Genomic DNA, 26,442 nt, shown 5'->3' with positions numbered 1-26,442 from the left:
TTTGATGTCAAAAGTTGCAACCAGTGAATAAATGAAGTGTAGAAAATAAAGGCTTGTTCAATTCAATATATAATGAATTACCGGCACCCAAACCAAAGAAAAAGAAATAATTAAATTAGAAGTTGAAGGGGGGAAGAATGAGAATCGGAGTTATTCAAGCAAGTTCGCAAGCGACCAAAAATCAAATAATCTATGATGCTGTATTAAAGTATGCTCCAAAGAAATCTGAGGTTATAAATTTTGGCTGTACGATGGAAGAAAATGAAAAATACTCGTATATAGAAATTTCTATTCTTATAGGTATCTTGTTGGCAAGTAGGACAGTTGATTTCGTTGTTACGGGCTGTTCTTCCGGACAAGGAATGATGCTTGCTTGTAATAGTATGCCTGATGTCATTTGCGGATATGCACCTACACCGAATGATGCCTATTTATTTGCTCAGATTAATAATGGAAATGCGATATCATTACCATTAGGTGAAAATTATACATGGTCAGGTACTGAAAATCTTGAAAGAACAATAGAAGCTCTTTTCTCGGAGCCATTTGGACAAGGATACCCCAAAAGTGAGGCAGAGAGAAAGGTAAGAGATGCTGAGAAACTTAAAGAAATAAGAAGAATCGGGCAGGTTCAGTTTGAAGAATTCGCAAATGTACTAGATATATCATTGTTTGAATCAATCAAGAGGAAACAGAATGTAATTCAGAATGTAAAGGCGTATGGGAAGAAAGAAATAGCTGATTTAATGAAATGAGTAAATCACAGTTTGTCGGGGTAATACCTTTTAACGATAACCTTATGCTATCGTCAAAAGGTTTATAGACATGTTCCCACATACATGTTCACTTGGCATACATAGTGTTCACTCGTTTTATGTCGAGTGTGTGGTACTGCTTTTAAGAGCTGATTGAACAAGGAAAATTAGCTAGTGAAAGTCCTACAGTAAGGAGTTTAAACATGAAATTCCATGAATTTGGTAATAAGAATTTGCCTCCTATTTTACTGATACATGGTGGTGGCAGTTCTTGGTGGAATTATCTTCGTCAAGCACGAATCCTGTCAGAAGAATACCGTATTATTCTACCCACTTTGAATGGCCACGGAGAGGAATATCAACTTGATTATGTTTCTACTGAAGATTCTGCTTTGGAGATTCTAGACTATATCAAAGCAAACTGTGGTGGGAAATTGTTTGCAATCGGTGGTGTTTCACTTGGTGGTCAAATTGCCATGGAGCTTTTATCTTTAGATAGTGAAATTGCTGAGAAGGCCATCATAGACGGAAGCCTCTGTATTCCTCAACCAAGGTTAGCTAAAATCAGCATCTTTCTAGTGTCTCTATTTGGTAAATTGATGTTCAATAAATTCTCTTGCAAACTTCAGTTAAGCATGATGAACAAACTCTATCCTAAACTGGCTTATCCAGAGGAAATAAAAGCTTATTATTTGGAGGATCTGCCAAGGACGCCTATTAAAACATTGGTGACCATTTACAAAACCTATATGGGGCATTACAAGCTGAAAGATATGATTTCTGCTAGCAAGGCTCAGGTTCTGTATATCTATGGTGAAAAAGAATTGAACTGTGTGAAAGAATCAGCGAAATTATTTCATCAGCTACATTCAAATACAATTTTGCATGAAGCAAAGGGTTATAATCACGGTTATTTATCAGCTTACCTGCCTTATGAGTGGATTGATTTGGTGGTGCCATTTTTAAAGAGTGATTCATTAGAAATGTGTAACGAATCCGATATGCCATAAAGAGGTATCTTATGCTAGGAGCAATTATTGGAGATATTGTCGGCTCTGTTTACGAAAGGAACAATATCAAAACGAAGGATTTTCCTTTATTTCTTGAGGATTGTTTTTTCACGGATGATACGGTAAGTCCGAACCGTTGAATGTGTAAGCTTGTTAGTGAAACGTAGCTAATCCTCAAAATAAAGAAACTAAAACTCCATTATTTTGATATGACAACCTAAATTGGTTTTAAGGAGGTGTTATATTGATAGAAAGCAGACCTGAGTTTGATAAAATCGCATCCTTTGATGAGTTCAAAAAATACTATTGGTACCGTGATGAACTTTCACAGATATGCAAGTCATTAGGGCTTGAATATAGGGGTACTAAACAAGAACTCAATCATATTATTGAGCAGTACTTTAAGGGGAAGTTGATTAAAAAATCATCAATAAAAAGGAAAAAGAAACAAGTAGAAGTCGTTGCCTTAGATACGCCCTTACTTGAATGTGGATTCTCCTTTAATGCAGACTTTAGAGAATATTTCTCAACTTTAACAGATGTTTCGCCCTTTAAATTTACTGCTGATATGGCTACAGCTTGGAGAAAAGTAAAAAGAGAAAATGATTTGAGTTTTACAATCCAAGATATGCTAAAAGTTTATTATGGAAATTCAGATTATGCCAAGTATGACCATTCAGTTTGTCAATGGAATCAATTTTTAAAGGATTTCTGTGCAGACGAAAATAGTCGTAATTACTCAAACAAGTTAAAAGTAGCTTCTATTCTTTGGAAAGAAGTTAGAAATTCAAAAGCTGAAAAAATTTATTCAAAGAATCTTTTGACTGAATATGCTGATAAAATAAACGAGTATATATCAGTCTAAACCAAGAGTTCACAAGGAGGAATTTTATGCTAGGAGCAATTATTGGAGATATTGTCGGTTCTGTTTACGAATGGAACAATATTAAAACAAAGGACTTTCCTTTATTTCGGAAGGATTGCTTTTTTACAGATGACACGGTTATGACCTGTGCTGTTGCAGAGGCGATTATGAATGGGGGACAAAAAGACGACTTCATTGACACGATGAAGAAATATGGTAGAATGTATCCTGATGCTGATTATGGTGCTCGGTTTAATGCATGGCTAAACAGCGATAACCGTGATCCTTATAATAGCTTTGGAAATGGATCTGCTATGCGTGTTTCTCCCTGTGCTTGGCTTATGGACTGTGGCTTTTGTGCAAGAACTGGTATGACACCATCAACTAGAAAGCTTGCACGACTTTCAGCAGAAGTCACCCATAATCATCCAGAAGGTATCAAAGGAGCCATGGCGACAACTGATGCTATCTTTCTGTGTCGTTATTACTTTGGAGGTTATTGCGGAGATTATGAGCAACCAATTAACGACAATCCTACCGAATGTAAAAAACGGATTAAGGATTATATTGAGAAGGAATACGGCTACAATCTATCTCAAACTTTAGATGAAATTCGCCCTACATACCGTTTCAACGAAACGTGTCAGGAAACTGTCCCTCAAGCCATTATTGCCTTTCTTGAAAGTACAGACTTTGAAGATGCGATAAGAAACGCTATCTCACTTGGTGGCGACAGTGATACACTTGCTGCAATCACTGGCAGCATAGCAGAGGCAGCTTATGGTATTCCTGATTGGATAAAGGAAAAAGCATACTCTTACTTGGATGACCCCTTAAAGGATGTACTCAGCCGATGGGATAATAAGGTTGATATAAAATAAAAGCAATCTCCAGTACGTCATATTTCTCTTTTCTGCATTTTCATTGTATAATGGTAGTACATTTACTTGCGTACGATGAAATATAAACATTTTTTATGAATATTAAGGAGAAAATCAATGAAAAAAGCAATGTTAATTATCAACCCTACCTCTGGTGGGGAGAAGGCTCTGGATTATAAAGAAAAGCTGGAAAATAAAGCCAAAGAATACTTTGAATATGTTGAAACCAAAATTACTGAAAAAGCGCTGGATGCAACACATTTTGCTGAAGAAGCGTCTCGTGAGCAGTACGATGCAGTGGTGTGTTTTGGTGGGGATGGGACTGTAAACGAAGTCATTTCGGGAATTGCTGAGAGAGACTACATTCCTAAGTTAGGTATTATCCCTGGTGGGACGGGTAACCTCATTACAAAACTTTTGGAAATCAATCAAGACATCGATGGCGCTATTGATGAACTGGATTTCAACTTAACCAATAAGATTGATATCGGTAAAGCAAATGACAATTATTTTGGTTATATCTTTAGTATCGGTTCTCTTCCAGAGGCGATTCACAATGTTGAAATCGAGGACAAGACAAAATTCGGTATTTTAGCCTATGCTGTAAATACCATGAAGTCTGTCATGACGGATCAGGTCTTTAACATTAAGGTGGAGACAGAGAATGGAAATTATGTTGGTGAAGCTAGCCATGTTTTGGTTCTCTTGACAAATTACTTCGCTGACAAAAAAATCTTTGAAGAAAACAAGGACGGCTATGCCAATATTTTGATTCTTAAAGATGCTTCTATATTCTCTAAATTATCCGTTATTCCTGATTTACTAAAAGGAGATGTTGTCGGCAATGATAATATTGAGTATATCAGAGCGCGTAATATTAAGATCTCTTCAGATAGTGAATTAGAGTCAGATGTTGACGGTGATAAGTCAGATAACCTACCTGTAGCAATCAAAGTCCTAGCTCAGCGAGTAGAAGTATTTTCAAAACCGAAAGATTAGAAGGTAAAAATTAGTTTATTATTCACAACGAAATTAAGTTCTATATCAACGAAAGTAGTTACTTGTAAGATTTGCTAAATTTTGTAAAATTAACATGTCGTTTAAAATAATTGGATAATGGATTTATATAAAAATCAGGAGAAGTTATAAGAAAAAATGAAAGACAAAGAAAGTTATAATAAATTTATTCCAAAGTTATACGATGAAGAACTTTTAAAGAATCATTTTAAAGAAACTATGTGTTTTTCCAGGAAGGAATTAAACAATAGGAGTATAATAAACCAAAAGCTCATTAAATTCCCCATAGTTGGTCATGAAGTTTGGGCATTATTTGGTAAAGAAAAAACGGGTGAATGGCGGTGTTTACAAGTTGGACAAAGTAAAAATAAAGTAAAGGCTGAAATTGAATCATTAATTGAATTTATGTCTTATGATTATAATCAATTAGTTGAGAGTATTAAAGATGGTGTAAGAAATAGAGATAGTACTTTTTATAGTAATATCTATCAATCTTCTAAAGAAGAAAAGAATAAATTTTTATACAGTCATATAGCAAGCCAATACGATGAATTTCAACTTGGTCTACTAGATATAGATAAATATCTTGGCATTAAAAACTTAAAATTTGAAAATAAACATATTAGTAATATAATGAAAATTGCAAAACCATTGTATGCAGAGGCTAAACTTGCATTTGAAACAAAATCTATATACTGGACTATGTATAATTCTGGAGTTGATGGACAAGCAATTATGATTTTCTTAGGAGATAACAAAGATTAATTAAATGTCTTCTTTTCTATCTTGAGTCTATATGAAATTGGAATTCAAAATTACTAATTAAATTTGAATAGATTGTACCATACTTGAAAACTTTATATCCTTCTAATCAATAGTAGTAATTCAAAGCCTTTTTGAGGCTTTTTTGTATACTTAAAAAGATAGTTCTTTTAAAAATGGACCATTCTTGCAAATAGTCTACAAAAATAGTATACTGGATTTATTAACTTTGAAAACGTTTGCGTAAAAATAGATTAAAAATTTAGGAGACAAATTGATGGAATTAAGTGCTATTTACCATAGGGCAGAATCGGAGTTTGCCTATCTTTACAAGTATAAAAAACTTCATATTCGGATTCGTACTAAGAAAGGGGATATTGAAAGTATCAGCTTGCATTATGGGGATCCTTTTATTTTTATAGAGGAGTTTTATCAAGATACAAAAGAAATGGCCAAGATGACTTCTGACGCTTTATTTGACTATTGGCAGGTTGAAGTGTCCGTTGACTTTGCACGTATCCAGTATCTCTTTGAAGTCACGGATACAGAAGGCCAAAGCATTTTGTACGGCGATAAAGGCTGCGTTGAAAATTCTCTAGAAAATCTTCATGCTATTGGTAATGGCTTTAAGTTGCCTTATATTCATGAGATCGATGCCTGTCAGGTTCCCGACTGGGTTTCAGACACGGTATGGTATCAGATATTTCCTGAGAGGTTTGCCAAAGGAAATGCTCGATTAAACCCAGAAGGGACATTAGACTGGGATTCCTCTATCACACCTAAAAGTGATGATTTCTTTGGTGGTGATTTACAGGGGATTATTGACCATCTGGATTACTTGCAAGACTTGGGCATTACTGGTCTTTATCTCTGTCCCATCTTTGAATCTACGAGCAATCACAAGTATAATACGACGTATTACTTTGAAATTGATCGTCATTTTGGGGACAAGGAGACCTTTCGGGAACTGGTAGAGCAAGCTCATCGACGTGGCATGAAAATTATGCTGGATGCTGTATTTAACCATATTGGTTCTCAATCGCCTCAATGGCAAGATGTTGTCCAAAATGGTGAACAGTCTGCTTATAAGGATTGGTTCCATATTCAACAATTCCCAGTGACGACTGAAAAACTTGCTAATAAGAGAGACTTACCCTATCATGCTTTTGGTTTTGAGGACTATATGCCTAAGCTAAATACAGCTAATCCAGAGGTCAAGGAGTATCTTTTAAAGGTTGCGACTTATTGGATTGAAGAGTTCGATATTGATGCTTGGCGTTTGGATGTGGCTAATGAGATTGATCATCAGTTTTGGAAGGATTTTCGCAAGGCAGTTCTAGCTAAAAAACCTGATTTTTATATCCTTGGAGAAGTCTGGCATACGTCTCAGCCTTGGTTAAATGGCGATGAATTCCACGCGGTCATGAATTATCCTTTATCTGATAGCATCAAGGACTATTTCTTACGTGGTATTAAGAAGATGGACCAGTTCATCGATGAAATCAATGGTCAGTCTATGTACTACAAGCAGCAGATTTCAGAAGTGATGTTTAATCTCTTGGATTCTCATGATACAGAGAGAATCTTGTGGACGGCCAAAGAAGACGTTCAACTGGTTAAATCAGCCTTAGCCTTTCTCTTTTTACAAAAGGGAACACCGTGTATCTATTACGGAACAGAGTTATCCTTGACAGGAGGACCAGATCCAGATTGTCGTCGTTGTACGCCTTGGGAACGTGTATCAAGTGACAATGATATGCTGAACTTTATCAAGAATCTAATCAAGATTCGCAAACATGCCTCAGCAACAATTCAGAATGGCAAGTATAGCCTCCAAGAAATCAAATCTGATGTACTAACCTTGCAATGGAATTACGATGGACAGGTCCTCAAAGCGATTTTTAACCAGTCCAAAGAAGACTATCTTTTAGAGAAAGAAGCAGTAGCACTAGTAAGCAATTGCCAAGAATTGGAGAATCAGCTTGTCATCTCTCCAAAAGGATTTGTGATTTTTCATTAAAGAGCAATCATGAGCGTCAGGAAAATTGTAGTATCGAGAGCATTTTACAAACAGACTATTTGTCGTCTTGCTACAATTGGTATATAATTTAACATAGAGAAAATAGGAGGATTTATCGAATGGAATTAAAAGATTTTACAGAAAAAGAACAGGAAATGATTAAGAAGGGACTTACGACGTCTAAGATTAGTGACAAGGAAACTGCTGCTAAAATTCTAGCTCTAGTCCCTCAAGAATTAGTGAAAAAAATTCCATTTTTCGTCAGAAAACATGCAACAACACGTACGATCAAACGAATTTCTGTTGAACACCCTGAACTCTACGCAGCAGCTCAAACAAGTGGTGAGATTCCAGAAAAAGAACGCGAAGAATTGCGTCAAATTATCACGACTATCTTTGAACAAAAAATGAATAAGCATAAGATTCGTTAAGATACATTTAAAAGAACTAGTGGACTAGTTCTTTTTATATCCGCTTTCACATTATACAACTTATACAAATCTATATAAAATATTATTTTTCCGAACAAAAATAGATATTTTTTCAAAAAAGTACTTTACAGAGTGTTGAAAGTATGTTATATTATTAAAGCTTAGAAAATGAGATGATGTTTTCTAGCAAATATAAACCCGAGTAAAAAATGCCTACGGACAGGCAGGGTTGAATGCCGAAGCGTGGTTGAAAAGCCACATTATTGATAGGGTTAAAAGCCTACTTTTATAAGTTGATGTTAGGACACTTGTCCTAATTCATAAATTTTTAGTGTGGTGAAAGCACACGTCATCTTGTGAAACGATCAATAAAGTACGTAATATTTGCTACTAGAGAGTTAGGAAACATCAGGAACAGACATACTCAAAAGAAACAAACATAAAAACGTCAGAAGATTGCAGAGCAGGTGAAAACCTGCTCTTTTTTCATAAGTATCCTTTAGTTCCTTATTTATAGTGAGGTTCTAAAAATATGGAAAGGAGTATGTCTTGAAAGAGTTAGATCAAAACCAAGCCCCAATTTATGAGGCCTTGGTCAAGCTACGCAAGAAACGGATTGTTCCCTTTGATGTACCAGGTCACAAGCGTGGACGAGGAAATCCAGAACTTGTCGAACTGCTAGGAGAAAAATGTGTTGGCATTGATGTCAATTCGATGAAACCCTTGGATAATCTTGGTCACCCCATTTCGATTATTCGGGATGCAGAGGAGCTGGCGGCAGATACTTTTGGAGCTAGCCATGCTTTTCTCATGATTGGTGGAACAACTTCATCGGTGCAGACTATGATTCTTTCCACCTGCAAGGCTGGAGATAAGATTATTCTGCCACGTAATGTCCATAAATCTGCCATCAATGCGCTGGTTCTATGTGGTGCTATTCCCATCTATATCGAGATGAGTGTGGATCCTAAGATTGGTATCGCTTTAGGTCTTGAAAATGACCGAGTAGCACAGGCCATAAAGGACCATCCAGATGCCAAGGCAATATTGATTAACAATCCTACTTATTACGGCATTTGTTCAGACCTAAAGGGGTTGACAGAAATGGCTCATGAAGCTGGCATGATGGTTTTAGTAGATGAGGCCCACGGAGCACACTTACATTTTACTGATAAACTTCCAATTTCTGCTATGGATGCAGGTGCTGATATGGCAGCAGTCTCCATGCATAAGTCTGGTGGAAGTTTGACACAAAGTTCGCTTCTTTCAATCGGGGAGCAGATGAATCCTGAGTACGTTCGTCAGATCATCAACCTGACCCAGTCAACATCCGCCTCTTACTTGTTGATGGCTAGTTTAGATATTTCACGTCGCAACTTGGCCCTTCGTGGTAAAGAGTCGTTTGAGAAGGTCATTGAGCTATCCGAGTACGCTCGTCGTGAAATCAATGCCATTGGTGGTTACTATGCCTACTCAAAAGAGTTAATAGATGGTGTTTCGGTTTGCGATTTTGACGTAACTAAGTTGTCAGTTTACACTCAGGGTATTGGCTTAACAGGTATCGAGGTTTATGACCTCCTACGAGATGAATACGACATTCAGATCGAGTTTGGTGATATTGGCAATATCTTGGCCTATATTTCGATTGGTGACCGCATCCAAGACATCGAGCGCTTAGTCGGTGCTTTGGCTGATATCAAGAGACTCTATTCACGAGATGGGAAGGACTTAATAGCTGGAGAATATATTCAGCCCGAGTTAGTGCTGTCTCCACAAGAAGCCTTCTATTCAGAGAGAAAAAGTTTGACCTTGGATGAGTCTGTTGGACAAGTCTGTGGTGAATTTGTCATGTGCTATCCTCCAGGGATTCCTATCTTGGCTCCTGGTGAACGCATTACACGAGAAATTGTCGACTATATCCAATTTGCCAAGGAACGTGGTTGCTCCCTCCAAGGGACGGAAGATCCAGAGGTCAATCACATCAACGTCATTAAGAGAAAGGAGAACTAGATGGATTTATGGTTTTCTGAAGTTCATACTCCAGATGTCAAATTGTCCCTGAGAACAGCCAAGCAACTCTACGCTGGTAAAAGTGAATGGCAGGATATCGAAGTCTTAGATACGCCAGCTTTTGGAAAGATTTTGATTTTAAATGGGCATGTTTTATTCTCAGATGCGGATGATTTTGTCTACAATGAAATGACCGTCCACGTTCCCATGGCTGTCCACCCAAATCCCAAGAAAGTTTTGGTTATTGGGGGTGGTGACGGTGGTGTTGCCCAAGTATTAACACTCTATCCTGAGCTGGAACAAATAGATATTGTAGAACCTGATGAGATGTTGGTTGAGGTTTGTCGTGAGTATTTTCCAGATTTTGCCGCAGGGCTAGACGATCCTCGTGTTACCATTTACTACCAAAATGGACTACGCTTTTTGCGAAACTGTGAAGATGACTACGATATTATCATCAACGATGCGACAGATCCATTTGGACATACGGAAGGTCTCTTTACCAAGGAATTTTACGGAAATAGTTACAGAGCCTTGAAAGAGGACGGAATCATGATCTATCAGCATGGGAGCCCCTTCTTTGACGAGGATGAGTCAGCTTGCCGAAGCATGCACCGCAAGGTCAATCAAGCCTTTCCAATCAGTCGGGTTTATCAGGCACATATCCCAACCAGTCCAGCGGGCTATTGGTTGTTTGGATTTGCATCGAAAAAATACCACCCTGTCAAAGATTTTGACAAGGAAGGCTGGAAAAAACGCCAGCTTTTCACAGAATACTATACTGCAAACTTACATGTGGGAGCCTTTATGTTGCCCAAGTATGTTGAGGACATTTTAGAAGAAGAGGAAGGAAAAAAATGAGTCGTTTATTAGTTATTGGATGTGGGGGCGTTGCCAAAGTTGCTATTTCAAAGATTTGCCAAGATAGCGAAACGTTTAAAGAAATTATGATTGCTAGCCGTACTAAGTCAAAATGTGATGACTTGAAAGCGAAGCTAGAAGGCAAAACAAGTACAAAGATTGAGACAGCTGCTCTTGATGCTGACAAGGTAGAAGAAGTGATTGCCCTGATTGAAAGCTACAAACCAGAAGCTGTTTTGAACGTAGCTTTACCATATCAAGATTTAACCATTATGGATGCTTGTTTGGCTACAGGTGTCCACTATATCGACACTGCTAACTACGAGGCTGAGGATACAGAAGATCCTGAATGGCGTGCTATCTATGAGAAACGTTGTAAAGAACTTGGATTTACAGCCTACTTTGATTACTCATGGCAATGGGCTTATCAGGAGAAATTCAAAGAAGCTGGCTTGACCGCCCTTCTTGGTTCTGGTTTTGACCCAGGTGTGACCAGCGTCTTTTCTGCCTATGCTCTCAAACACTATTTTGATGAAATCCACTATATCGACATTTTGGACTGTAATGGTGGTGACCACGGTTATCCGTTTGCAACAAACTTTAACCCAGAAATTAATCTACGCGAGGTTTCAGCACCGGGTTCTTATTGGGAAGATGGAAAATGGGTCGAAGTGGAAGCTATGTCAATCAAGCGCGAGTATGATTTCCCTCAAGTTGGACAAAAAGACATGTATCTCCTTCACCATGAAGAAATCGAATCATTGGCCAAGAACATTCCAGGTGTCAAACGCATTCGTTTCTTTATGACCTTTGGTCAATCATACTTGACGCACATGAAATGTTTGGAAAATGTCGGTCTCCTTCGTACGGATACCATTAACTTCAATGGACAAGACATCGTTCCGATTCAATTTTTGAAAGCCTTGCTTCCAGATCCAGCCAGCCTTGGCCCACGTACTGTTGGTAAAACCAATATTGGTTGTATCTTTACAGGTGTCAAAGATGGCGTTGAAAAAACCATCTACATCTACAATGTTTGCGACCATCAGGAATGTTACGCAGAAGTTGGTTCACAAGCCATTTCTTACACGACAGGCGTTCCAGCCATGATTGGGACAAAATTGGTTATGAACGGTACTTGGAAACAAGCTGGAGTGTATAACCTTGAAGAATTGGATCCAGATCCATTCATGGAAGCTTTGAATGAGTATGGTTTGCCATGGGTTGTGGTTGAAAATCCACAAATGGTGGACTGATGAAGTTAGAACAAGTACCAACTCCAGCTTATGTCATTGACTTGACCAAGTTAGAAGCAAACTGCCGCATTCTACAATATGTTCAAGAAGAAGCTGGTTGCAAGGTTTTACTTGCCCAGAAGGCATACTCCCTCTACAAAACCTATCCCTTGATTAGCCAGTATCTATCTGGTACGACAGCCAGTGGTCTTTATGAGGCCAAGCTAGCTAGAGAAGAGTTCCCAGGTGAAGTCCATGTCTTTGCACCTGCTTTTAAGGATGCAGACTTGGAGGAATTGCTAGAGATAACGGACCATATCGTCTTTAACTCAGAGAGACAGTTGCGTAAACATGGGGCCCGTTGTCGGGAGGCTGGTGTCAGTGTTGGTTTACGTCTCAATCCTCAATGTTCAACACAGGGTGACCACGCGCTCTATGACCCTTGTGCACCTGGCTCCCGTTTTGGAGTAACTTCAGACAAGATTCCTAGTGATTTGTTGGATTTAGTGGATGGTCTTCATTTTCATACCCTTTGCGAGCAGGGAGCAGATGATTTACAAACAACTTTGAAAGCAGTAGAAGAGAAGTTTGGTTCCTATTTGCATCAAGTTAAATGGCTCAATATGGGTGGAGGACACCACATCACAAGAGAAGGTTACGATGTAGATTTGCTGATTTCAGAAATCAAGCGTATCCGAGAAACTTACAATCTTGAAGTTTATATCGAGCCGGGTGAAGCCATTGCGCTCAATGCGGGTTATCTAGCAACTGAAGTTTTGGATATTGTAGAAAACGGTATGGAAATCTTGGTTTTAGACGCCTCTGCGACCTGCCATATGCCTGATGTACTTGAGATGCCCTATCGTCCACCTTTGAGAAATGGCTTTGAGGCACAGGAAAAAGCCCATACCTACAGACTTTCTTCTAATACCTGTCTGACGGGCGATGTAATTGGTGATTATAGTTTTGAAAATCCAGTCCAAATCGGTGATAGACTTTATTTTGAAGACATGGCTATTTACTCATTTGTTAAAAATAATACCTTTAATGGTATTGGATTGCCAAGTCTCTATCTCATGGACGAGCAAGGTGATTGCAGCTTAGTCAAAGCCTTCGGCTATCACGATTTTAAAGGGAGATTATCATGATGGTCAGTCCAAAAAAATTAGGCTATCGCATGCCAGCAGAGTACGAACCCCATCATGGTACCCTCATGATATGGCCGGCTCGACCAGGATCATGGCCTTTTCAAGGAAAAGCTGCTAAAGCAGCATTTAGCCAGATTATCAAAACCATAGCAGAAGGGGAAAGAGTCTATCTTTTGGTGGAGCAGGATTATCTATCTGAGGCCCAAGACTACCTTGGAGATAGCGTTGTTTATTTAGATATTCCCACCAATGATGCCTGGGCGCGTGATACTGGTCCGACTATTCTTGTCAATGATAAAGGCCAGAAATTAGCCGTGGATTGGTCTTTCAATGCTTGGGGTGGAGCTGTTGATGGTCTCTACCAAAACTATGAAGATGATGACCAAGTAGCTAGTCGTTTTGCCGAGGCCTTGGAAATGCCTGTTTATGATGCCAAACCTTTTGTCCTAGAAGGCGGAGCAATCCATAGCGATGGCCAAGGAACCATTCTCGTGACTGAAAGTTGCTTGCTTAGTCCTGGTCGCAACCCTCATCTAAGTAAAGAAGAAATTGAGAGAAGATTATTGGACTATCTAGGCGCTGAAAAAGTTATTTGGCTTCCTTATGGTATTTATCAGGACGAAACCAATGAACACGTTGACAACGTTGCAGCCTTTGTTGGTCCTGCAGAACTTGTCTTGGCTTGGACAGACGACAAAAGCGATCCTCAGTATGCCATGTCAAAAGCAGATCTCGAACTATTAGAGCAAGAAACAGATGCAAAAGGTCGTCACTTCACCATTCATAAGCTTCCTATCCCAGCTATTCGTCAGGTTGTAACCGAAGAGGATTTGCCAGGCTACATCTATGAAGAAGGAGAAGAAGAGCGATACGCAGGTGAACGACTAGCAGCTTCCTACGTAAACTTTTATATCGCCAACAAGGCTGTCCTTGTTCCCCAATTTCAAGACGTAAATGACCAAGTAGCCTTAGATATCCTCAGTAAGTGTTTCCCAGACCGTAAAGTTGTCGGAATACCAGCCAGAGATATTCTTTTAGGTGGTGGCAATATCCACTGTATCACCCAACAAATCCCAGAATAGGAGAAAAAGATGAGAAATGTAAAAGTTGCAGCCATTCAGATGCAATGTGCCAAAGATGTGGCAACAAATATTCAAACAGCAGAGCGATTAGTACGTCAGGCTGCAGGACAAGGCGCACAAATTATTCTCTTACCCGAGTTGTTTGAACGTCCGTACTTTTGCCAGGAACGCCAGTATGACTACTACCAGTATGCCCAGTCGGTGACAGACAATACAGCTATTCAGCATTTTAAAGTTCTTGCTAAAGAACTAGAAGTTGTTTTACCAATCAGTTTCTATGAAAAAGATGGCAATGTCTTGTATAACTCTATTGCCGTTATTGATGCAGATGGGGAAGTGCTGGGCGTTTACCGAAAGACCCACATACCAGATGACCATTATTATCAAGAAAAATTTTATTTCACACCTGGCAACACAGGTTTCAAGGTCTGGGATACTCGCTATGCCAAGATTGGCATCGGCATCTGTTGGGATCAATGGTTCCCTGAAACAGCGCGCTGTCTTGCGTTAAATGGTGCTGAATTGCTCTTTTATCCTACAGCCATCGGTTCAGAGCCGATTTTGGATACAGACAGTTGTGGTCACTGGAAACGTACTATGCAAGGCCACGCAGCAGCAAATATTGTCCCAGTTATTGCCGCCAATCGCTATGGCTTGGAAGAGATCACGCCTAGTGAGGAAAATGGTGGACAGAGTTCCAGTCTTGACTTCTACGGTTCATCCTTTATGACGGATGAAACAGGAGCTATTCTAGAGCAAGCTGAGAGACAAGGAGAAGCTGTTCTGTTAGCAACTTATGACCTTGATAAGGGAGCAAGCGAACGCCTAAACTGGGGCTTGTTTCGAGATAGAAGACCAGAAAAGTATCAACGTATTACGGACTAGTAGGAGAGAAATGAGAGATTCATTCTGCTAGATTAACTTCTTATTTTCAACTATAAGGATACTATGTTGTCTAGTAAGTGGATTTTATATTTTAACCCTCCAAGGCTTTCTCGCGCTTTTATGCGAGGAGCTTTTCTGTTTAAGCTTTATCAATAAAACATGCTATAATAGTTGCAGAAAGGTTGGTATTTATGGCTAGGATATTGGTTATTGAAGACAATAGTGACATTCAAGAAATTTTGCGAACTCTTCTCACTGAGGAGCATGAGGTAATTCAAGCCTTTTCTGGTACAGAAGGAATCATGCGTTTTGACCAAGGGGGGATTGACCTCGTTTTGCTAGATATCATGCTTCCTGGGAAAAATGGGGATCAGGTTTTAAAAACTATCAGGGAGCAAAGTCAAACTCCAGTCATTATGCTAACGGCTTTGAGCGATAAGAAGTTGATCAGTCAATACCTCTTAGAGGGTGCCAATGATTACATCGTCAAGCCTTTTGATTTGGACGAAGTCTTTGCCAGAGTTACTGTTCAATTACGCCAAAGCGCAGAAAAACAGCCTATGGAAATAGGAAAAACTGAAAATCTGCCACAAAACTTGAAAAATATCCAGTTTGATACAGAAAGTTTTGAAATCAAAAATAGTCAGGAAACGATTCGCCTTGCTAAGAAAGAATGCTTGATTCTCCAAACTCTCCTTAAACACCCTAAGAAAATTTTTACCAAGGAAGAACTTTATGAATTGGTCTGGGAGGAGAGCTATCTACCTGGAGATAATACTCTCAATACGCATTTGAGTAATCTGCGTAAAAAATTAAACCAGCTTGACCCAAATCAAGAATATATTGAAACCATCTGGGGAGTTGGGGTAAGATTAAAAGGAGACAAGCAATGACCTACATGATAATCTTTTTTCTACTGGTACTCCTAATTATTTTATCGATTGCATTAATTCGCTACCATCTAGCACTTAAAAACTTGAGTCAACAGATTGAAGACAAGATTCTTACGGGTAGTATGAAAAGAGTCGGAGTCAGCATTTTTTCCAAACATTTTTTACAGCTCTACCAGCAGATTGAAAATCTATTTCAGGAAGTAGAACAATCTCGGTTGGTGATGAAAAGGGAAAAGCAGACTCTGGATATGGCCATCAGCAATATCGCCCATGATATTCGGACGCCTCTGACTATCGCTTCAGGTTACACCCAACAATTGATAAAGTCTCCTGAAAACAAAACAGAAAACCTACAAAAAATCGCCCAGCATCTTGATTTAGTTTCCAAACGTTTGGAGGCTCTCCTTGAATATCGTCGTTTGATGGAAGGAGCTGTCAAACCAAAACTGGAAGAAGTGGATTTTTCGACTTTTATTACCAAAAAGACTCTGGCTTATTATGATGTTTTTCAAGCGGCAAATATCACACTTGATTTTAAGGTTGAAGCTGGTTTAACAACGAGGACTGATGAAGACTTGCTGGATCGTATTTTACAAAATTTACTTGGAAATGTCCTCAAACATGGCAAGGAAGAAGCGCGTCTATCTTTGAGAAAGGAAAAGGAACAGCTTGTCTTAGAGATTGCAAACCTTGTTAAACAGCCCATCAAAAAAATAGAAAATCTCAGCAACCGTTTTTATTCTGAAAATCTATCAGACACCGAAGAATCCTCTGGTTTAGGCCTTTATATCACTGAGGAATTATGCCATCTTCTCGGTGCAGAGATGAAACTAAGCACAGATGGGAAATGGTTGTCGGTTTTCATTTATTTTTAACAAAAAGAAACCTCCTCTGTAGGCTAGAGGAGGTCATTTTTTATAGGCTTTTCTTTTTGAAAACTGCCAGTCCACTTAGATTAAAGATTACAATAACAGCTAAGCTAACTATAAGTGTATAGAAAATGGATTCACTATTAGCAGTCATAGCATAGAAAAACTGCAATGATAAATATGGCAAAATTTTGATACTTGGGAAGATGAGCATTGGCATAGAAAGGATGATAGAGCTGACCAAATAACCAATAAATACCGCAAGATAAGAATGACTAACATAGAGGATGAAGGAAACAATGGAAAGCCAAGCAAGGAGGCAAAGGAATTGAAGGGAAATGGTTATCAGTAGATTGCCAATAAAGCCATCAGGCATAGTGCCAAATCCATTTAAGATAGTTGCTGGAATAAAGGCAATCACAAGGCTGATGATAACTTGCAAGAGTGCAATACAAGTCAGTACAAAGGCTTTTGCAAGGAAAAACTCGGTACGAGAAACACCCACTGTTAAATTATTTTTATAGAGTTTGCCGATTAAATCAACTCCAAGAACGAGGCAGGCTAGAACTATGCAGAGAAAAACGAGGTTTGAACCTTGACTAGATGCGTTAATCAGGGCTTGTACACCGTCCCAGCCATGGGTTGGAATTTCTGGCTCTTGTGTCTGGATTGCCATCAGATGGCCAGTAGCCCCAAAAATAGCCCCCATTAACATGAGTACAAAGAGAATGAACTCTGTAATCCAGAATCCTTTGGAACGGAAAAGACGGTAAAAGTCTGCTTGAATGGTATGTATCATGATTTTCCTCCTATTGGACCAATTGAGTGAAGTATTCTTCTAGGTTTTGACGAGCATAGTAAATCTCGTCAATGGCAACATCTGACAAGGTTAACTCCTTAAGAATCTGTTTGACATCTTGTTCCTGACCAAAGATATGGATTTCATTTTCTGGATTAACAACCTTGAACTGGAGCTGGATTTGTTCTTTCAATACTTGACAAGCTTTCTCTTTATCAGCTGTCTTAAGGACAATATAATCCTCACTTAGTGTTTCAAATTCAGCTTTACTGATTTCACGGATAATCTTGCCTTGATCTAAAATACCAAAGCGATTAGCTAGGAGATAGAGTTCTGACAAGATATGGCTAGAGATGAGAATGGTGATTCCTTTTTCTTTATTGAGCCGTTGAATCATCAGACGAAATTCTTTGATACCGATTGGGTCGAGACCGTTGATAGGTTCATCTAAGATTAGGAAGTCTGGTTTGGATAGAAGGGCAATGGCGATACCAAGTCTTTGTTTCATTCCTAGCGAGAAATCACGAAAGATTTTCTTACCTGTATCTGCCAAACCTACATAGTCCAGGGTTTCTCGAATGACTTGATCAGCATTTGGAATATGACGAATCATACAGTAATATTTCAGGTTTTGATAGGCTGTTAAGTGATTATGAGCTACAGGTGATTCGATAACTGAACCTACTCGAGATAGAGACTTGCTCCATTCATTTTCCGAATGGCTAGAGAAGAGGGAAACTGTTCCTTTATCCGCAAAGAGTAGTTGCGTAATAATTTTTATCAAGGTGGTTTTCCCAGCTCCGTTCTTCCCGATAAGCCCATAAATATCTCCCTCTCTTATCGTTAGATGAAGATCCTGAAGGATAGCTTGTTTATCGAAGTTTTTGGACAATCCATGAATGTCAAGTACTGTTTTCATGATTCTCTCCTTTTGATTTATTTTGTTAACTTTAGTATAAAGCATAGAAATCAAAGAAAGCTCAAGGATTTCTAAAGAGTTTCTAAAGTTTTAGAATTCTTAAATATCAAAACCCAGTTGACATGAACTGGGCTTCTTTACTATAAAATATATTTCTCAATGGCACGCGCAACGCCGTCTTCTTCGTTGCTGGCTGTAACGTCATCAGCTAGGGATTTGACATAATCGCTGGCATTTCCCATTGCAATGCCTAGGCCTGCAAACTGGAGCATTTCAATATCGTTATTGGCATCGCCCATAGCCATGATTTCTGAGGAATCAATCTTCAGAATCTCTGCCAGTCGTGAAAGAGCAGTAGCCTTTGTCGTTCCAAGTGGCATGGCTTCATAAATGACAGGCTGCGAACGAACGCCACTAAATCGTTGGCAAATCTCCTCAGCAAAACGCTGCTCAAAATCATCTGTTTGCTCTTTTGTCCCCAAAAACATCCCTTGGAACATACGGTACTTGCCACTAGTCGCTTCCTCAAGAGAAATTTCAGTCAGGTCTGAGAAGACTAGGTCGGCATCATTTTGGATGACTTGATTGGGCTTGCCACCGAGGACAAAATAATGTTCCTCATCAAAAAGGGTCAACTGGACATCGCTTTTTTCTGCTAGGTCATAGAGGTATTCGATATCAGCTGGACTGAGTTCTTGCCAGTCAACTAGTCCCCAGTTACTTGTCTGGTGAGTTGAACAACCGTTGTTAACAATGACATACTCATTCTGGAGGTCAAGTCCCAGTTTTTTGTAGTAGGGGAGGACACCGAAAAGCGGGCGACCCGTACAGAGAACAAGTTTGACACCTTTTTCAATGGCTTTGTGAATAGCAGTAATGTGAGCTTGTGGGATTTCCTTGGCTTCATTGAGGAGGGTTCCGTCCATATCCAAGGCTAGTAGTTTAATCATAGGTTTTCCTTCTTTATCTTTTGGTATTATTATAGCATATTTTAGAGGAAAGGAGGAGGAATCTTCGGGCTAATCATGGTATAATAAAAGGTAATGAAAAATTCCAACGAGGCAGAAATGAAATTACTTTATACTGATATTCGGACTTCTTTGACTGAAATTCTAACAAGAGAGGCGGAGGAGTTAGTTGCTGCTGGCAAGCGGGTCTTCTACATCGCTCCCAACTCTCTTTCTTTTGAAAAGGAACGCGCCGTGCTGGAATGCTTGTCCCAGCAGGCTTCTTTTGCGATTACCGTTACGCGCTTTGCTCAAATGGCTCGTTATCTGGTCTTGAATGACCTGCCTGCCAAGACCAGTCTTGATGATATCGGTCTTGGGATGGCCTTTTATAAATGCCTTGCGGAACTTGACCCCAAGGACTTGCGTGTTTATGGTGCGATTAAGCAGGATCCTCAATTTATTCAGCAGTTGATTGAACTGTATCACGAGATGACGACTGCTCAGATGAGCTTTTTAGACTTGGAGAGTTTGGCAGATGAGGACAAGCGAGCAGACTTGCTCTTGATTTTTGAGAAAGTAACGGCTTATCTCAATCAGGGTCAGTTGTCTCAAGGAAGTCAGTTATCCCATTTGATTGAAGCTATTGAGAATGACAAGGTAAGTAGTGATTTTACTCAAATCGCCTTGGTTATTGATGGATTTACCCATTTTTCTGCTGAGGAAGAGCGGATTGTGGACTTACTTCATGGCAAGGGTGTTGAGATTGTCATTGGGGCTTATGCTAGTAAGAAAGCTTATACCAGTCCATTCGCTGAGGGTAATCTCTACCAAGCTAGTGTAGAGTTTCTCCATCATTTAGCTGCTAAATATCAAACTCCTGCTCTGGATTGTTCTCAAACTCATGAGCAGATGGATAGTTTTGACAAGGCATCTCGTTTGTTGGAGTCTTCTTATGACTTTTCAGAACTCGCTTTGGATGTCGATGAGAAAGACCGTGAAAACTTACAAATCTGGTCTTGCTTGACGCAAAAAGAAGAGTTAGAGTTGGTAGCCCGTAGCATCCGTCAGAAATTGCATGAGAACTCAGACCTGAGCTACAAGCATTTCCGTATTCTTTTGGGGGATGTAGCGTCTTATCAATTATCTCTAAAAACGATTTTTGACCAGTATCAGATTCCTTTCTATCTTGGTAGAAGCGAGTCCATGGCGCACCACCCTTTAACTCAGTTTGTTGAGTCTATTTTGGCTTTAAAACGCTATCGTTTCCGTCAGGAGGATTTGATTAACCTTCTTAGAACAGGTCTCTATACCGACCTTAGTCAGGCTGATATCGATACTTTTGAGCAATATCTCCGCTATCTTGGTATCAATGGCTTGCCAGCCTTTCAGCAAACATTTACCAAATCCCACCACGGAAAATTTGATTTGGTTCGTTTAAATGCCCTTCGTTTGCGTATTATAACCCCTCTTGAAACCCTCTTTGCCAGTCGAAAACAAAAGGCTGAAAACCTCTTGCAAAAGTGGAATAGCTTTCTAAAAGAAAGTTCAGTGACCAAGCAGCTCCAAGATTTGACAGCCACTATGGAAGCTGTAGAACAGGAAAGACAAGCTGAAGTTTGGAAGGCTTTCTGTCATGTTTTAGAACAATTTGCGACTGTTTTTGCTGGTTCGCAAGTTAGTTTAGAGGACTTCCTAGCCTTGCTCCATTCTGGAATGAGTTTGTCCCAATACCGTACCATTCCAGCAACAGTGAACACTGTTCTGGTGCAGAGTTACGATTTGATTGCCCCTCTGACAGCTGACTTTGTCTACGCCATTGGACTGACTCAGGACAATTTACCAAAAATTGCGCAAAATACTAGCCTTTTAATTGATGAAGAAAGACAAAGCTTAAACCAAGCAACAGAGGAAAGGGCACAATTACTGATTGCCAGCAGTGAAAATCTAAAGAAAAATCGCTATACTATGCTTTCCTTGGTTAATTCTGCTCGTAAGCAGTTGGTTTTGTCGGCTCCAAGCCTTTTTAACGAAAGTGAAAGCAAGGAGTCAGCCTATCTTCAAGAGCTGGTCCATTTTGGATTTTGCAGGAAAGAGAAGAGGATGAATCACAAAGGGCTATCTAAGGAAGATATGGGGTCCTATCACAGTCTTTTGTCTAGTCTGGTTGCCTATCACCAGCAGGGCGAGACGAGTGATACTGAGCAAGATTTGACATTTATTAAGGTTCTGGCGCGTGTCATGGGTAAAAAACTAGACCAGCAAGGTCTTGCAAATCCAGCCCTTCCAACCAGCCCTAGTAGCAAGCCCTTAGCCAAGGATACTTTACAATCTCTCTATCCTATTGATCAGGAGTTTTACCTGTCTACCTCTGGTTTGACGGAGTTTTATCGCAATGAATACAGTTATTTTCTTCGCTACGTTTTAGGCTTGCAGGAGGAATTGCGCCTGCGTCCTGATGCCCGCAGTCACGGAAATTTCTTGCACCGCATTTTTGAACGCGCTTTGCAGTTGCCTGACGAAGATTCTTTTGACAAACGTTTAGAACAAGCTATCCAAGAAACCAGTCAAGAACGCGAATTTGAAGCCATTTATCAAGAAAGTTTGGAAGCCCAGTTTACCAAGGAAGTTTTGCTTGATGTTGCACGGACAACTGGACATATTCTCCGCCATAATCCAGCCATCGAAACCATTAAAGAAGAGGCAAATTTCGGTGGGAAAGAGCAAGCCTTTATTCAATTGGATAATGGACGCAGTGTCTTTGTACGAGGTAAGGTGGACCGGATTGATCGTTTGAAAGCTGATGGGGCGATAGGAGTAGTAGACTACAAGTCTAGTCTGACTCAGTTCCAGTTTCCTCATTTCTTTAATGGCCTCAATTCCCAACTGCCAACCTATTTAGCTGCCCTAAAAAGAGAAGGAGAGCAGAACTTTTTTGGTGCTATGTACTTGGAAATGACTGAGCCTGTCCAATCTCTGATGGCCGTTAAAAGTCTGGCAGGTGCAGTAGTAGAAGCCAGCAAGTCTATGAAATACCAAGGCCTCTTCTTAGAAAAAGAAAGCAGTCATTTGGGCGAATTTTACAATAAAAACAAGGCTAATCAGCTGACAGATGAGGAATTCCAGCTCCTACTGGACTACAATGCCCATCTTTATAAAAAAGCAGCTAAGAAGATTTTAGCAGGCCAGTTCGCCATTAATCCTTATACTGAAAATGGTAGAAGCATTGCACCGTATGTTCAGCAACATCAGGCTATTACAGGCTTTGAAGCCAATTACCACTTAGGACAAGCTCGTTTCCTAGAAAAGTTGGACTTAGCTGATGGTAAGCGTCTGGTCGGAGAAAAACTCAAGCAAGCTTGGTTTGAAAAAATAAGAGAGGAGTTGAATCGATGAAGCCTATTCCCTTTTTAACTGAGGAAGAAATTCAAAAACTGCAAGAAGCAGAAGCAAATTCGAGCAAGGAACAAAAGAAAACTGCCGAACAAATCGAAGCCATCTACACTTCTGGTCAAAATATCCTGGTTTCAGCGTCTGCTGGTTCTGGGAAAACCTTCGTCATGGCAGAGCGCATTCTGGACCAATTGGCGCGTGGTGTGGAAATTTCTCAACTCTTCATCTCAACCTTTACCGTTAAGGCAGCCACTGAGCTTAAGGAACGGTTGGAGAAAAAAATCAGCCAACAAATTCAAGAAACGGATGATGTCGACCTCAAACAACACTTGGGTCGCCAGTTGGCAGACTTACCCAACGCGGCTATTGGTACCATGGACTCTTTTACACAAAAATTCCTTGGTAAACATGGTTATCTGATTGACATTGCGCCTAATTTCCGTATTTTACAAAACCAAAGCGAGCAACTCCTTCTAAAAAATGAAGTCTTCCATGAGGTCTTTGAATCCCATTATCAAGGTAAACAGAAAGAGAAGTTTAGTCATTTGCTGAAAAACTTTGCTGGGCGTGGCAAGGATGAACGGGGGCTGCGCCAGCAAGTCTATAAAATTTATGACTTCCTCCAATCCACCAGTAATCCTCTAAAGTGGCTGAGTGAATCTTTCCTCAAAGGCTTTGAAAAAGCTGATTTTAGCAGTGAAAAAGAAAAACTAACTGAACAAATCCAACAAGCCCTTTGGGATTTGGAAAGCTTTTTCCGTTATCATCTGGATAATGATGCCAAGGAGTTTCCCAAGGCTGCCTATTTAGAAAATGTTCAGTTGATTCTGGATGAAATTGGCTCCTTAAATCAAAAGTCCGATAGTCAGGCTTATCAGGCAGTGCTTGCGCGTGTTGTCTCCATCTCTAAGGAGAAAAACGGCCGAGCTCTGACTAATGCCAGTCGTAAGGCTGATTTGAAGCCACTGGCCGATGCCTACAACGAAGAGAGAAAGACCCAGTTTGCTAAACTAGGACAACTGTCAGACCAGATAACGATTCTCGACTATCAAGAACGTTATCATGGAGATACCTGGGAACTAGCTAAGACTTTCCAAATCTTCATGAGTGATTTTGTGGAAGCTTATCGTGAACGTAAGCATCAGGAAAACGCCTTTGAATTCGCTGATATCAGCCATTACACCATTGAGATTTTAGAGAAATTCCCGCAAGTCCGTGAAGCTTATCAGGAACGTTTCCATGAAGTCATGGTAGACGAGTATCAGGATACCAACCATATTCAAGAACGGATGCTGGAATTACTTTCTAATGGACACAATCGCTTTATGGTGGGAGATATCAAGCAATCTATCTATCGTTTCCGTCAGGCAGATCCGCAGATTTTCAATGAAAAGTTCCAACGCTATGCGCAAAATCCAGACGAAGGCAAGCTGATTTTGCTTAAAGAAAATTTCCGTAGTAGTTCAGAAGTGCTGTCAGCAACCAATGATGTCTTTAAACGCCTTATGGACCAAGAGGTCGGCGAAATCAACTATGATAATATGCACCAACTTGTTTTTGCCAATACCAAACTGACTCCCAATCCAGACAACAAGGCAGAATTTCTCATCTACGACAAGGACGATACAGGTGAGGAAGAAGAGAGCCAAGTAGAAACGAAATTAACAGGGGAAATGCGCTTAGTCATCAAGGAGATTCTGAAACTTCATCAAGAAAAAGGTGTTTCCTTTAAGGAAATTGCCCTTCTGACCTCCAGCCGCAGTCGTAATGACCAGATTCTCCTCGCCCTGTCTGAATACGGAATTCCTGTCAAAACTGATGGAGAGCAAAACAATTATCTCCAATCCCTAGAAGTGCAAGTCATGCTGGAAACCCTTCGTGTCATTCACAATCCCTTACAAGACTATGCCTTGCTTGCCCTTATGAAGTCTCCTATGTTTGGCTTTGATGAAGACGAGTTAGCACGTTTGTCTCTTCAGAAAGATGAGGACAAAGTCCAAGAAAATCTCTATGAGAAACTGGTCAATGCACAAAAAATGGTAACATGCCAAAAAGTCTTGATTCACTCAGCTCTAGCCGAGAAACTAAAGCAATTCATGGATATATTGGCTTCTTGGCGCTTGTATGCCAAAACCCACTCCCTCTATGACCTGATTTGGAAGATTTACAATGACCGTTTTTATTATGATTATGTGGGAGCTTTGCCAAATGGTCCTGCTAGACAGGCCAATCTCTATGCCCTAGCACTGCGTGCTGATCAATTTGAAAAGAGCAATTTCAAGGGCTTGTCGCGTTTTATTCGTATGATTGACCAAGTTTTAGAAGCCCAGCACGATCTTGCAAGCGTGGCTGTCGCACCACCTAAGGACGCAGTAGAGCTCATGACCATCCACAAGAGTAAAGGCCTGGAGTTTCCTTACGTCTTCATCCTTAACATGGATCAAGATTTCAACAAGCAAGACTCTATGTCAGAAGTAATTCTCAGTCGTCAGAATGGTCTTGGTGTCAAGTACATTGCCAAGATGGAGACAGGAGCAGTGGAAGATCACTATCCTAAAACCATTAAACTCTCTATTCCTAGCTTGACCTATAGTCAGAATGAGGAAGAACTGCAGCTGGCAAGCTATTCTGAGCAAATGCGTCTACTGTATGTTGCTATGACGCGGGCTGAGAAAAAGCTCTATCTTGTCGGTAAGGGTTCTCGTGAAAAGCTGGAAGCCAAGGAATATCCAGCAGCTAAAAATGGAAAACTAAATAGCAACACTAGACTTCAAGCCAAGAATTTCCAAGATTGGATGTGGGCTATCAGTAAAGTATTTGCCAAGGATCATCTCAACTTTAGTTATCGTTTTGTTGGAGAAGATCAGTTGACCAGAGAAGCTATCGGAGAGTTGGAAAACAAGAGCCCTCTCCAAGATAGCTCTCAAGCAGATAACCGTCAGTCAGAAACCATCAAAGAAGCCCTTGAAATGCTGAAAGAGGTGGAAGTTTATAATACTCTTCACCGCGCAGCCATTGAACTTCCTAGTGTTCAAACCCCAAGTCAAATCAAGAAATTCTACGAACCAGTTATGGATATGGAAGGTGTCGAGATTGCAGGTCAAGGCCAGTCAGTAGACAAAAAAATCAGCTTTGATTTGCCAGATTTTTCAACCAAAGAAAAGGTAACAGGAGCTGAGATTGGTAGTGCTACCCACGAACTCATGCAGAGAATTGACCTCAGCCAGCGACCAACGCTTGCTAGCCTGACAGAAACTCTCAAACAAGTTCAAACCAACCCAGCTGTCAGAGACAAGATTAATCTTGCGAAAATTCTTGCATTCTTTGACACAGAACTCGGTCAGGAAATTCTTGCCAATACCAACCATCTTTATCGCGAGCAACCTTTCTCCATGCTCAAACGAGATCAAAAGAGTCAGGAAGACTTTGTTGTCCGTGGTATCCTTGATGGCTATCTACTTTACGAAGACAAAATTGTTCTGTTCGACTATAAGACAGACCGCTATGATGAACCAAGTCAACTCATAGACCGCTATCGTGGTCAGTTAGCCCTATACGGAGAGGCTTTATCTCGAGCCTATTCGATTGAAAATATTGAGAAATACTTGATTTTACTCGGTAAAGACGAGGTTCAAGTTGTAAAAGTATAATCTAGAAAGG

Annotated in this window: 22 protein-coding genes; 19 read left to right on the top strand and 3 right to left on the bottom strand. The window is 40.0% G+C overall.

Going from position 1 to position 26,442, the window contains the following annotated elements; all coding sequences use genetic code 11:
* The first annotated feature begins 137 nt into the window (after positions 1 to 137).
* The 17 genes from B7696_RS09820 to B7696_RS09740 all read left to right on the top strand — a co-directional run bounded on the left by B7696_RS09820 (position 138) and on the right by B7696_RS09740 (position 16,730).
* Positions 138 to 755, top strand: coding sequence for an RpiB/LacA/LacB family sugar-phosphate isomerase (locus B7696_RS09820; RefSeq protein ID WP_001219736.1), 618 nt, complete (start codon positions 138 to 140; stop codon positions 753 to 755).
* A 203-nt stretch (positions 756 to 958) separates the two neighbouring features.
* Positions 959 to 1,765, top strand: a complete 807-nt coding sequence (locus B7696_RS09815; protein ID WP_084863474.1) for an alpha/beta hydrolase — start codon at positions 959 to 961, stop codon at positions 1,763 to 1,765.
* A gap of 11 nt (positions 1,766 to 1,776) precedes the next feature.
* On the top strand, positions 1,777 to 1,905 hold the full coding sequence (locus tag B7696_RS09810) for an ADP-ribosylglycohydrolase (protein ID WP_024058058.1): 129 nt from the start codon (positions 1,777 to 1,779) through the stop codon (positions 1,903 to 1,905).
* Between the two features lie 104 nt (positions 1,906 to 2,009).
* Entirely contained in the window at positions 2,010 to 2,630 is a 621-nt protein-coding gene (locus B7696_RS09805; protein WP_024058057.1) for an SAP domain-containing protein, read from the top strand.
* A 26-nt stretch (positions 2,631 to 2,656) separates the two neighbouring features.
* A complete protein-coding gene (locus B7696_RS09800; protein WP_084863472.1) occupies positions 2,657 to 3,511 on the top strand; it encodes an ADP-ribosylglycohydrolase family protein in 855 nt (284 codons plus the stop codon).
* A 117-nt stretch (positions 3,512 to 3,628) separates the two neighbouring features.
* Positions 3,629 to 4,510 carry a diacylglycerol/lipid kinase family protein gene (locus B7696_RS09795; RefSeq protein WP_084863470.1) on the top strand — a complete coding sequence of 294 codons (882 nt, stop codon included), beginning with the start codon at positions 3,629 to 3,631 and terminating at the stop codon, positions 4,508 to 4,510.
* Positions 4,511 to 4,666: 156 nt separating this feature from the next.
* Complete coding sequence (locus B7696_RS09790) at positions 4,667 to 5,293, top strand: hypothetical protein (RefSeq protein ID WP_239822201.1); 627 nt, start codon at positions 4,667 to 4,669, stop codon at positions 5,291 to 5,293.
* 274 nt (positions 5,294 to 5,567) lie between these two features.
* Positions 5,568 to 7,310, top strand: coding sequence for a glycoside hydrolase family 13 protein (locus B7696_RS09785; RefSeq protein ID WP_084863468.1), 1,743 nt, complete (start codon positions 5,568 to 5,570; stop codon positions 7,308 to 7,310).
* A gap of 119 nt (positions 7,311 to 7,429) precedes the next feature.
* Positions 7,430 to 7,741 (top strand): hypothetical protein, encoded by a 312-nt coding sequence (locus B7696_RS09780; protein WP_084863467.1) that lies wholly within the window; start codon positions 7,430 to 7,432, stop codon positions 7,739 to 7,741.
* Positions 7,742 to 8,290: 549 nt separating this feature from the next.
* A complete protein-coding gene (locus B7696_RS09775; protein WP_084863465.1) occupies positions 8,291 to 9,751 on the top strand; it encodes an aminotransferase class I/II-fold pyridoxal phosphate-dependent enzyme in 1,461 nt (486 codons plus the stop codon).
* Positions 9,752 to 10,612 carry a polyamine aminopropyltransferase gene (gene speE / locus B7696_RS09770; RefSeq protein ID WP_000366713.1) on the top strand — a complete coding sequence of 287 codons (861 nt, stop codon included), beginning with the start codon at positions 9,752 to 9,754 and terminating at the stop codon, positions 10,610 to 10,612.
* Positions 10,609 to 11,868, top strand: a complete 1,260-nt coding sequence (locus B7696_RS09765; RefSeq protein ID WP_084863464.1) for a saccharopine dehydrogenase family protein — start codon at positions 10,609 to 10,611, stop codon at positions 11,866 to 11,868. The genes speE and B7696_RS09765 overlap by 4 nt, the downstream gene beginning before the upstream one ends.
* The gene (gene nspC, locus B7696_RS09760; protein ID WP_084863462.1) at positions 11,868 to 12,995 is read left to right on the top strand and encodes a carboxynorspermidine decarboxylase; all 1,128 of its coding nucleotides are present in this window, start codon (positions 11,868 to 11,870) and stop codon (positions 12,993 to 12,995) included. The genes B7696_RS09765 and nspC overlap by 1 nt, the downstream gene beginning before the upstream one ends.
* Entirely contained in the window at positions 12,992 to 14,077 is a 1,086-nt protein-coding gene (aguA, locus tag B7696_RS09755; protein ID WP_084863461.1) for an agmatine deiminase, read from the top strand. The genes nspC and aguA overlap by 4 nt, the downstream gene beginning before the upstream one ends.
* 9 nt (positions 14,078 to 14,086) lie before the next feature.
* Positions 14,087 to 14,962 (top strand): N-carbamoylputrescine amidase, encoded by an 876-nt coding sequence (aguB, locus tag B7696_RS09750; RefSeq protein WP_084863459.1) that lies wholly within the window; start codon positions 14,087 to 14,089, stop codon positions 14,960 to 14,962.
* A 191-nt stretch (positions 14,963 to 15,153) separates the two neighbouring features.
* Positions 15,154 to 15,855, top strand: a complete 702-nt coding sequence (locus B7696_RS09745) for a response regulator transcription factor (RefSeq protein WP_084863457.1) — start codon at positions 15,154 to 15,156, stop codon at positions 15,853 to 15,855.
* On the top strand, positions 15,852 to 16,730 hold the full coding sequence (locus tag B7696_RS09740; protein ID WP_084863456.1) for a sensor histidine kinase: 879 nt from the start codon (positions 15,852 to 15,854) through the stop codon (positions 16,728 to 16,730). Before B7696_RS09745 ends, B7696_RS09740 begins: the two co-directional genes overlap by 4 nt.
* A 40-nt stretch (positions 16,731 to 16,770) precedes the next feature.
* On the opposite strand, the gene B7696_RS09735 is transcribed toward B7696_RS09740, so the two are convergent.
* From B7696_RS09735 to B7696_RS09725, 3 genes are all read right to left on the bottom strand, one after another.
* Positions 16,771 to 17,523 (bottom strand): ABC transporter permease, encoded by a 753-nt coding sequence (locus B7696_RS09735; protein ID WP_084863454.1) that lies wholly within the window; start codon positions 17,521 to 17,523, stop codon positions 16,771 to 16,773.
* Between the two features lie 10 nt (positions 17,524 to 17,533).
* Complete coding sequence (locus tag B7696_RS09730; protein ID WP_084863452.1) at positions 17,534 to 18,442, bottom strand: ABC transporter ATP-binding protein; 909 nt, start codon at positions 18,440 to 18,442, stop codon at positions 17,534 to 17,536.
* A gap of 140 nt (positions 18,443 to 18,582) precedes the next feature.
* Complete coding sequence (locus B7696_RS09725; RefSeq protein ID WP_084863450.1) at positions 18,583 to 19,392, bottom strand: Cof-type HAD-IIB family hydrolase; 810 nt, start codon at positions 19,390 to 19,392, stop codon at positions 18,583 to 18,585.
* Between the two features lie 117 nt (positions 19,393 to 19,509).
* Between B7696_RS09725 and rexB the strand changes: the two genes are divergently transcribed.
* Both rexB and addA read left to right on the top strand, forming a co-directional pair.
* On the top strand, positions 19,510 to 22,785 hold the full coding sequence (gene rexB, locus B7696_RS09720; protein ID WP_084863541.1) for an ATP-dependent nuclease subunit B: 3,276 nt from the start codon (positions 19,510 to 19,512) through the stop codon (positions 22,783 to 22,785).
* Positions 22,782 to 26,432: a helicase-exonuclease AddAB subunit AddA gene (gene addA, locus B7696_RS09715; RefSeq protein ID WP_084863449.1), complete on the top strand. Its 3,651-nt coding sequence runs from the start codon at positions 22,782 to 22,784 to the stop codon at positions 26,430 to 26,432. Before rexB ends, addA begins: the two co-directional genes overlap by 4 nt.
* Positions 26,433 to 26,442 lie beyond the last annotated feature (10 nt).

The sequence above is a fragment of the Streptococcus mitis genome (assembly GCF_002096815.1).
Taxonomy (GTDB): domain Bacteria; phylum Bacillota; class Bacilli; order Lactobacillales; family Streptococcaceae; genus Streptococcus; species Streptococcus mitis_AD.
The sequence above is the reverse complement of the archived record's forward strand: the minus strand, read 5'-3'. Positions and strand labels throughout refer to the sequence as shown.